The following is a 9,725-nucleotide window of genomic DNA, read 5'->3' on the forward strand; positions in this document are numbered from 1 at the left end:
TATCTCATTCTCCTATTGTTTATTTAATTTTTTACACGGGATAGGGCCTCTTCATCAGCAATGATCGTAACAGAGGGATGTTTTTGCAAAATAGAAGCCGGGAAGCCTTCGTTGACCTCGAGATTTAACAAGTTAAACAACGCCTCACTTTTTTTGCTTCCCGAAGCCAAAAGCAAGATTTCCTTACTCTTCATGATGGTTGCAATCCCCATCGTTATCGCTTTAGTTGGAACCTCATCCTTATTGGCGAAGAACCTGGAGTTAGCATTGATTGTACTTTGCGTCAGATTAACAACATGAGTTTTCGACTCAAATGAAGCCCCTGGTTCATTAAAACCAATATGTCCGTTGCTGCCAATCCCCAACAGCTGTAAATCAATTCCGCCGTGTCTTTCAATACATTCTTCATATCGAAGACACTCTTTTTGAATATCTGCGGCATCTCCGCGCGGTATAAACGTTCTTTCAGGATTAATATCAATATGCTTAAACAACTGATCATTCATAAAATAATGATAGCTATTTTTATTGGATGCAGCAAGACCAATGTACTCATCTAAGTTAAAGGTGGTCACATCCCGGTAAGACGTACCATTTTTTTGATGATCTTCAATTAAATTTTGATAGGTTCCAATCGGTGTACCCCCAGTAGCTAACCCAAGGTTACAATTTGGAAATTGGACGACCTTTTGAATGATATATTCGGCCGCTTTATTACTCATTTCCTGATAATTTTTCACTTTAATGATTTGCATTTAGTTGTCCTCCTTTACAAAAGCTTCCACCCCTCTGCAATAGGTCATCTTCACATCCAAGTTTTCGTTAAGCAGAACGATATCTGCATCCTTTCCTGCAGCTATGCTTCCTTTGCGGTGAAAAATATCCAGTTGCTTAGCAGGGTTAACAGATGCCATTTCAATCACATCTTCAAGTGAACATCCGGTAAAGTCGATAATATTTTTTACTGCATGTCCCAGCTTCAAAATACTCCCGGCAAGAGTCCCGTCTTTAAGCACTGCCTTGCCGTCCTTTACGGTTACATCCTGTCCGCCAAGATCATACTGACCATTTTTCAGGCATTTTGCCCGCATTGAATCGGTGATTAATATCAGGCCGGCTTTTCCTTTCAGCTTATAAGCCAACCTCACCATCTCGGGGCGTACATGGATGCCATCGACAATCAGTTCAGCCATTAATTTTTCTTCTAAAAGCGCTGCACCTGCGACACCCGGCTCACGGTGATGCAGCCCTCTCATTTGGTTAAACAGATGTGTTACGTGATTAGCCCCCATCGCAACAGCGGCAATGACTTCTGAATACGATGCATCCGTATGACCAATGGAAGCTATAACGTCATGATCGGTTAAATATTTAATCATTTCCATGCCGCCCGGTCTTTCAGGAGCAAGGGTCACTAACTTAATCCAACCGTTTGCTAATCTTTGCCACTTTTTAAACACCTCTAGATCAGGGTCAATAATATATTGGCTTGGCTGGGCACCTGCCCTCTTTGCATTTACGAATGGCCCTTCTAAATGAATCCCTAGTATCTCAGACTTTCCTAGTGCTTGTTCGCTGCTGATATAATTCGCTGCATTTACAATCGCAGATTCTATCTGATTATTTTCTTGTGTAATGGTGGTAGCTAAAAATGCCGTGGTCCCTTCCTTTGGAAGTGCCGATACGATCGTGTCTAATGCTTCTTTTGTGGCATCCATCGTATCCGCACCATTCACACCATGAATATGAACATCGATAAAACCAGGAATAGCCTTGTATTCTGAAGGAAGCTTAACAATCCTATATCCTTCCTTATTTGGAAGATTAGCGATAGACCCAACTTCTTCGATTTGCTGATTTTTTATTTTGATATATCCATTTTCAATCATTTCATGCTCTGAGTAAATTTGCGGACCTATTAATAACACAGGATCATCTTTTGCTGTCACGTTCATTCCTTCCTTTCTGGCCCCAATCAACTCGTCAAAGAATTGATTTCCCCATAGTATCGTGTAAAAGATAATGTCCAGACCGCTTCCATATGATTCTTTTGGCTATTGAATATTTTTATGTATTCTAACTTTTTCTACGTCCTAATGTTCGAGAAGATGGTTTAGAATACTCTCCAAATCCTCAACCCGTTTTACAGGTAAAAGAAGCCGGCGGCGGTCCGTATCAACAACCAGGTATCCATCCTCAGACAGTTTCATCTCTTTAATCCTATCATATTCTGTATAGAACAACCCGTAAAAGAAGCCTTTATCCTTAAAATGGGCCTTTGGAGAACGGATAAACACGTAATAGATAAAGAGAAATGAGGCAATGAGCAACAGATAATTGTCCCATCCTTTCACCCCACGAAAATAATTCGAAATATACAGGATGATCAGCATTGCGGCAAAAATGAGTTGATCAGCCAGCAGACGTTTTCTCAACGGAACAACAAGCTCTGTTTTTCCCTTTAATGAGGGAATAACAGCTGACTCATAGATTAAATATCCTGCCATGACTATGATAAATACCAATAAGATTATACCTGTAATGGACATGGTTTGCACCCTTCCATTTTATCCATGTTAATAAGGGAATCGGATAAAGGTCGATTCCCATTGAAATGTTGTGTTCCTTTATCTTAAAATATTTGCCCAATAGCCTAAAATCCCGACTGCAAAGAAGCCTAAAATAATCACAAGCGGGTTAACCTTTTTGCGTAATAACCACATGCATAGGAAGGTTAGTGCTAGTGGAACTAGTCCAGGCATTAACTGATCGAGTACGCTTTGAACTGTTGTGATATCAGTTTTTCCAGTCGTAGGGTTCTTCACTTTGGAAATGACAAACGGAATATTGACCTTCGTCCATTTATTGACTAGTGCCCCCATGACAAATAGTCCGAGGATCGATGCACCTTCTGTTAATTTTTGCAGCACATTGCCAGCCATATCTGACACAATATCGGACCCTTTACGGTAACCGTAGGAAACACCCCACCATCTCATGCCAAGGCGGACGGCATTAAAGAGTATAAAGAATAATAGCGGCCCTAAAATACTTCCACTTAATGCAATGGATGCTCCAAGTGCAGCAAATACTGGACGGAGTGTTCCCCAGAAAATTGGGTCGCCAACACCGGCAAGCGGTCCCATTAGACCAACTTTAATCCCGTTAATAGCTGCATCGTCAATTTCTGCTCCGTTGGCTCGTTCTTCTTCCATCGCCAGGGTTACGCCGACAATGGGTGCAGCCATAAATGGGTGAGTATTAAAGAATTCATTATGACGTTTCATCGCTTGCTTGCGTTCTTCGCTGCCTTTTGGATATAACCGTCTAATCGCCGGGGTCATCCCGAAAGCAAAACCTAAGGCCTGCATCCGTTCAAAGTTCCAAGAGCCTTGAAGAAAATTCGAGCGAACAAAGACCCAAAATAAATCTTTTTTCGTTAATTTCTTTTGACCTGTTGTCATTTCAGTACTCATTCCTCAGCCCTCCTTTACTTAATCCAATTCGTCGTCTAAATCGTCATCTAAGCCGGAATCACCTGCAGGAGCAGCTGCTGCATATTGAGTATTATATTTAGGATGTAGTTGAATAAAGATTAGAGCTAGAACTAAACCAATAACACCTAATGCAACAAGATTAAAGTTCGTAAAGGCCGCGACAACGAAACCTAAGAAGAAGAATGGCATTAAATATCCAGCACGCATCATATTAATAACCATCGCATAACCAACAACTACGATCATCCCGCCGGCAACGTTTAAGCCGCCTGTGACTACTTCAGGAATCGCATCCAACATATTTCTTACAGCAGACGTTCCAACAGTTAGAGCAACGACAAGGGCCGGAATAGCAATCCGCATGGCTTGTAATAATAAAGCCGACATATGTAGCCAGTCCATCATCCGCAGGTTGCCTTCTTTTGCGGCTCTATCGGCACCATGTTGGAAACCAACCGTGATCGTGCGAACAAGAATGGTTAATACTTGGCCGGCAGCAGCAAGTGGAATCGCCAACGCAATACCTGCACCAATTTGTTGATGTCCGGCAACAACCAGAATCGTTGAAATAATGGAAGCGAGCGCTGCGTCTGGGGCAACGGCGGCACCAATGTTCATCCAACCGAGAGCAATCATTTCCAGCGTACCGCCGATGATAATCCCGGTTTTCATATCACCTAAGACTAACCCAATCAGCGTACAGGCGATCAATGGTCTATGAGTCTGGAATTCATCCAGGATGGATCCCATACCAGAAATACATGCAACAATAAAGATAAGAACAATTTGAACCCCTGAAATATCCATTGATATTCCCCCCCAAAAAAGGTTATTTATTAAAAATTTGCTGAAGTCACAGAATGGGATTAGTCATTAAGTTTTTTTAGAAGTGGCATGAGATCCACTTTGCTATCCGCAATAACTTTGCGGATTTCTAATTCAATACCGCGTTCATTCAGTTTGTTGAATGCTTCAAGATCCTTCTTGTCTACGGAAACGGCATTGGTGATCATTGTTTTTCCTTCTTTATAGGACATGCCGCCAATATTTACACTCTTAATTTCCACCCCTTCCTCAACAACTCGTACGACATCAGTTGGGTTGGTAAATAGTAGCATAACACGGTCGTTTGCATACTTCGGATTGTTATAAACACGAACAGCTTTATCCACGTCAACTACACTTGCTTTAACCCCTGGAGGTGCGACTTGGGTTAATAATGTTTTTCGCACGGTATCCTTCGCAACCTCATCACTGACCACGATAATTCGGCTGACTCCAGTTTCCTTTGTCCAAACTGTTGCTACCTGTCCATGGATAAGACGATCATCAATCCTTGCTAGAGCAATAATCATTTTTATAAATCCTCCTCATCTTCACTTTGCTGTAGCGTTTTCTTTAAAGATTTGACACCATTGACAGCCGTTTGAGAAATGGTATCGACTAAAGCTTCAAGTTTACTTCCCCCCCGCTGGGTGAAGCATTCAATTAGCATAGGAAGGTTAACACCTGTAATTATATCCATATTTTCCTCTTGGGAAATTAAATTAGCTGCAGCATTAAATGGGCTTCCCCCAAATAAGTCGACGAGAAAGAGTACCCCATCTTGAGTATCAAGTTCTCCGATTGCTTTTTGATATTTATTCTGAAGATCATTCAAACCTTCTCCAGGTTTAAATGTAATAATAGCAACATTTTCCTGCTCGCCAAAGATCATTTCCGCAGATTTGACAATTTCCCGCGAAAATTGACCGTGGGTTGCGACAACGAGCGCAATCATTCATAAGCCTCCTTCTTGGCTTAACTGCCAGTCTTCATCATTTTATTATGCATAAACCATGCCAAACTATGTAGTGAAATTAATAGACGCCGTTATCACTCCTTAGAAAACCTTGCTAAGCCGCGATTTTGCTAGTTTTTAAGCTTCTTAAAGAACTCTCTTCAGTAGAACTGTTTCAATTAATTTTTACATTTTTCGACATAAACAATACACTTTTCTGCAAAAAAGAAAGCGCCAACACGCATCATCGGCACTTTTTAATACACTACTTTTAATAATTTTATATTTGATACACTTCGTCTGTTTTGTAGATAATATCTAATACACTTTTTTCATAATCAAAAATAAATAATAAAACAGTGTATTAATCTTCTTTAATTGACTTACTGCCAATTTCATCTAAAAGAAGATCTACAATATACCAGAGTTCATTATTCGATAAAGTTACATTCAGATTTTTATCAATCACATCGGCAGCATCTTTCACTTTTTTCAATAGGGCGGTTCCCTTGTCTGTCGGTTCCCCTTTGTAGACAAGCTCCGCTCTGGTAATTGCACGTTCTATTGCAAAAGCAGTGTGCACGATAATCCGAATGACGGTTGTATTTTTAAAATAAACATCTAGTTGTTTTTGTAATTGGCCACAGAACTTCAGAAGAACCGAAATTGCCCGGGTAGGATTAAGATAAACCAAAAGGGATTTAAGGGTATCCTCACACAATGCACGGATAATAACATCTGATTCACTGTTCTTCACCGTCATATGGCCGCTTTTAATAATTTGCTCAATTAATTTCTGGCCTTCTCCCTCGATAAACTTTTCCAGAGAGATAAAAGGCACATCCAATTGCGGCTTCTTGACGCCTACTGCAGCGAGAATGTCATATATTTTGGAGATTCTCTCCACTTCAGCGTTCAGACCAATCGTTGACAGCGGAATAATCGTAATATTTTCAGTAGTAATATCATTAATAAAAAGCTCAGTCATTTCTTCCAATTTAATCGCTGTTCCTTGACCGGAAGAGCAAATCGTCAATATTGCTTTTGGTTTTCCCGACTCCTTCGGTTTTTCAGGAACTTCCTCTTCGCTTTTATAATAAGATTTTTGAACTGACTGATATATGCTGTTTAAATCCATATCTAAAAAATTGGAGCGGCGGACAGCATCAAGAACCATCGGCATGGAAACCATATCAATCGCCTTTACAGCCACCCCTGATTTTTCATGAATTTGTTCCTCGAAGTAATAAAGTGATCCCATATCAACCAGCATGAGAACCCCTTCACCGCGATCCACTTCGCGGACAGCAGCAACAATATCATCTAAAATGTCATAAAAGCCAACATCCAGCGGCATATCCACTGCCACGATGTTGTAATCACCAAGTAATTCCTTGGCAACTTCCACCATAGAAGAGGCGGTACTATTTCCGTGAGTAGCCACCACAATCCCGACTTTCCCTTTTTGGTTCAGCTCATTGATGGATACAAGCAGCATTGCCAAATAGGTCGTTTCAAATTCCGGCAGCGTAATTTGAAGTCTTTCTTCAATAATTTCTTTCATTTTAGAAGCAACTTGATATTCTTTTTCGATTTCTTTTATGGTCTCATCAAGTGCAGGCGGTGCTGTTCGCTGATCGTGGTTTTTTCCTTGCAAAAAGCCATCAATATGAAGACTGATGAAATAAATAAACTTATCATTAAAAGTCCGGTTTAAAACACTTTCAGCAAAGGACCGCAGTTCTTCGGCAAGTTCAAGTACCTGTTTATTAACTAATTTGGCCAGCTCCATATTATGATATTTCGATACTTGCTGGTAAAAACTCTTAATATGGATTTTAATATCTGTTTCGACAAATTTATTTATTTCTTCATCCTCAACCCCTTCTTCCTTAAGAAGCCGTGCCTTATCCTCAATAATTTTATACATATCAAAAGGCAGATCGTAAACATCATCCTCAACCAGTTCCTTACTGCCTTCCCCCGTAATGATCGTGACCGTATTAATCAATTTCGTGATTTTCTCATTTTCATTGACATTTCGGGATACCCGTGATAAGCCCTCTTTAATTTCCTGTGGAAGCGTTTTTAGTGATAACGTTATATAGGGCTTGTTCATACTTTCAAGGAATCCTTGGGCACAAACAAGTTGAATATGGGATTTCAGCTGTCCGACATTACCAAAAGTAACAGCCCCAATCAATGCTTTAATGACATCTGCGTGAACTCTGAGCTCTTTATTGACCCGCTTCGCCTCCTTAGCCAGCAGGTACTTACAAAGTTCAACCTTCTCCTCTACTTTTCTGCCATGAAATGAAGGAATGGTGATCGTTATCGGAATCCGCCGCAAAAAGGTATTTAAAAAGGAAGATGAAGGATCCTCCGTTGTCGCCCCAATAATTAAAACATTCGATGTATGATTCCGTTCGACTTCTCCCAATTTATTGAATCGCCCGGTATCCATAAAATAAAAGATCATTTCCTGCCCCTCAGGAGGAAGCCGATGGACTTCATCCAAGAAGAGTATTCCGCCATCGGCTTTTTCGACAAGCCCCTGTTTGTTACCGGTGGCACCGGTAAAGGCACCGCTGACATGCCCAAAAAGTTGGGATAACAGCAACTGAGGATTATTATAATAATCCGCACAGTTAAATACGATAAATGGTGAATGTTCGTTCATTCTTCCGACATATTTTGCGTATTCATGCATCATATGGGCAAACAACGTCTTTCCAGAACCCGTTGGCCCAAGGATCAGGGTATGAAGTCCATTTGGCGGATAAACAACTGCTGCTTTGGCCTGATCAATTAACTTTGTCAAACTTCCCTCCGCACCGATCATCAGGTTAAAAGGATCTTCATTTTTATGGATCGCAGGTTTTTCCTTTTCCTGATACAAAGCTGTTAAGGAAGGGATTTCCAATACAGTCCTGTCGACGATATTACCGAAAAACTTCTGTATCACATCGCGGGGGATATAACGGACGGGTCGTTTTTTAATTTTTACCACTCTGCCATCACGGACAAGATTATTGAGTTCAAGGCTTACATTATTTCGCAGCATCTCCAATTCCTTAGCCATGTCGCTGGCAGTAAATCCTTCGATCTCCAATATCTGTTCTTTCGTTAATTCATTGGACTTATCTTGCAAATATTGATAAATACGTTCAATACGTTTCATACCTATCTCAACCTCAACTTTATAATGGAAACTCCAAGAAACCTGTTAATGTTTGGACAGGGGATCGACTCATTTTTCGGATGCAAAGATTATATTGTTTTGTTTTCGAGCCTCCTCTGTAATTTGAAGAACCGTTGTGCTCAAATTCCGCCACTTTTCATATTCGCGCTGATTATTTGTATTGATAATCGCAGCAAAATCCCGGCATTCATAGACCATATCTTGTTCCTCCTGCGGAACACCTAAGTTTTCGCTCTCCTTCGTATGATTATCAACAAACTCCAATTTAGAAATTGGTGCGACATCCTCTAAAATAAACGTCCCCTTTTCCCCATGAATCTCGGGCGACATGGAGGAATGAGAAATTTTCGAGCAGATCACCGTGCAGACAAAACCGTCATACTCTAACACCAGTGTTCCGGCCCCGTCAATTCCACTTCTCAACATTACAGGATGATAGCTGACTTTCTTTGGCGCCCCAAACAATCCCGCTGCCAACGAAACCGAGTATACGCCTAAGTCAACCAGTGCACCACCTGAAAAAGAAGCGGAAAACACGTTAGGCTCTTCCCCTTGTAAAAAGGCATCATAGCGTGAGGAATATTGAATATATGGTAAGACCGCGCTTCTTAATTGCCCTGCCATTCCCAGCTTTTCTTTAAGAGTGTTAAAATTAGGAGTATGAATATTACGGGTAGCTTCAAATAAGAATACCCCATTTTCATCTGCCGTTTTAAACGCTTCATCCAGTTCCTTTGTGTTTGAAAATATCGGTTTTTCACAGACGACATGCTTTTTATTTTTTAAAAATAATAAAGCCTGCTCAAAATGGAGTGAGTTCGGTGAAGCAATATAGACCATATCAATATCATTGCATTTTGCCATCGCTTCGATATCGGTAAAAACATCGTTGACATTGAATTCTTCTATGAAACTTTTTGCTTTTTTCTCTGAACGGGAATAAACCGCAGTTAAATTGAATTCCCCACTAAGCTGTGCAGCTTTAATAAACGATTTAGTAATCCAACTTGTACCAATGGTGCCGAAATTTATCATATCTCTTGTCTCCTTTATACTTTTTCTCTTTCAAGTTTCTATTTTACGCTAATATTGATTAAATTTGAAATCACATCTTCCGGAAGTTTGAGTCAAGTATTTGTGGGCAGTTTTTTTATCTCCACAGAAGTGAAAGCGGATTCACTTATTTAGAGTGCTCTCTTGATAGAAAATTTGTCTTTTTTAAAAACCGGCCAACTCTTTTAATGCT

The 9,725-nt window shown here is 40.4% G+C and carries 9 protein-coding genes; all 9 read right to left on the reverse strand.

Annotated features, from left to right (window positions below):
* Positions 1 to 23 precede the first annotated feature (23 nt).
* On the reverse strand, positions 24 to 755 hold the full coding sequence (nagB, locus tag JK635_RS08890; RefSeq protein WP_202653593.1) for a glucosamine-6-phosphate deaminase: 732 nt from the start codon (positions 753 to 755) through the stop codon (positions 24 to 26).
* Complete coding sequence (nagA, locus tag JK635_RS08895) at positions 756 to 1,889, reverse strand: N-acetylglucosamine-6-phosphate deacetylase (protein WP_498043862.1); 1,134 nt, start codon at positions 1,887 to 1,889, stop codon at positions 756 to 758.
* Positions 1,890 to 2,093: 204 nt separating this feature from the next.
* Positions 2,094 to 2,549 (reverse strand): DUF986 family protein, encoded by a 456-nt coding sequence (locus JK635_RS08900; protein ID WP_202653595.1) that lies wholly within the window; start codon positions 2,547 to 2,549, stop codon positions 2,094 to 2,096.
* A 78-nt stretch (positions 2,550 to 2,627) separates the two neighbouring features.
* Positions 2,628 to 3,476: a PTS mannose transporter subunit IID gene (locus tag JK635_RS08905; protein WP_202653596.1), complete on the reverse strand. Its 849-nt coding sequence runs from the start codon at positions 3,474 to 3,476 to the stop codon at positions 2,628 to 2,630.
* Between the two features lie 18 nt (positions 3,477 to 3,494).
* Positions 3,495 to 4,304, reverse strand: a complete 810-nt coding sequence (locus tag JK635_RS08910) for a PTS mannose/fructose/sorbose transporter subunit IIC (RefSeq protein WP_235887994.1) — start codon at positions 4,302 to 4,304, stop codon at positions 3,495 to 3,497.
* 59 nt (positions 4,305 to 4,363) lie between these two features.
* Complete coding sequence (locus tag JK635_RS08915; protein WP_202653597.1) at positions 4,364 to 4,852, reverse strand: mannose/fructose/sorbose PTS transporter subunit IIB; 489 nt, start codon at positions 4,850 to 4,852, stop codon at positions 4,364 to 4,366.
* A 2-nt stretch (positions 4,853 to 4,854) separates the two neighbouring features.
* Positions 4,855 to 5,277: a PTS sugar transporter subunit IIA gene (locus JK635_RS08920; protein WP_202653598.1), complete on the reverse strand. Its 423-nt coding sequence runs from the start codon at positions 5,275 to 5,277 to the stop codon at positions 4,855 to 4,857.
* 364 nt (positions 5,278 to 5,641) lie between these two features.
* Positions 5,642 to 8,458: a sigma-54-dependent transcriptional regulator gene (locus JK635_RS08925; RefSeq protein ID WP_202653599.1), complete on the reverse strand. Its 2,817-nt coding sequence runs from the start codon at positions 8,456 to 8,458 to the stop codon at positions 5,642 to 5,644.
* 69 nt (positions 8,459 to 8,527) lie between these two features.
* Positions 8,528 to 9,511 (reverse strand): Gfo/Idh/MocA family protein, encoded by a 984-nt coding sequence (locus JK635_RS08930; RefSeq protein WP_202653612.1) that lies wholly within the window; start codon positions 9,509 to 9,511, stop codon positions 8,528 to 8,530.
* Between the last annotated feature and the right edge of the window lie 214 nt (positions 9,512 to 9,725).

This window comes from Neobacillus paridis, assembly GCF_016765675.1.
GTDB lineage: Bacteria > Bacillota > Bacilli > Bacillales > Cytobacillaceae > Neobacillus > Neobacillus paridis.

Excerpts from the sequence above, each read along its gene's own strand:
- JK635_RS08915 (WP_202653597.1), bottom strand. The coding sequence starts at position 4,852 with ATGATTATTGCTCTAGCAAGGATTGATGATCGTCTTATCCATGGACAG.
- JK635_RS08925 (WP_202653599.1), bottom strand. The coding sequence starts at position 8,458 with ATGAAACGTATTGAACGTATTTATCAATATTTGCAAGATAAGTCCAAT.
- JK635_RS08910 (WP_235887994.1), bottom strand. The coding sequence starts at position 4,304 with ATGGATATTTCAGGGGTTCAAATTGTTCTTATCTTTATTGTTGCATGT.
- JK635_RS08920 (WP_202653598.1), bottom strand. The coding sequence starts at position 5,277 with ATGATTGCGCTCGTTGTCGCAACCCACGGTCAATTTTCGCGGGAAATT.
- nagB (WP_202653593.1), bottom strand. The coding sequence starts at position 755 with ATGCAAATCATTAAAGTGAAAAATTATCAGGAAATGAGTAATAAAGCG.
- nagA (WP_498043862.1), bottom strand. The coding sequence starts at position 1,889 with ATGATTGAAAATGGATATATCAAAATAAAAAATCAGCAAATCGAAGAA.
- JK635_RS08905 (WP_202653596.1), bottom strand. The coding sequence starts at position 3,476 with ATGAGTACTGAAATGACAACAGGTCAAAAGAAATTAACGAAAAAAGAT.
- JK635_RS08900 (WP_202653595.1), bottom strand. The coding sequence starts at position 2,549 with ATGTCCATTACAGGTATAATCTTATTGGTATTTATCATAGTCATGGCA.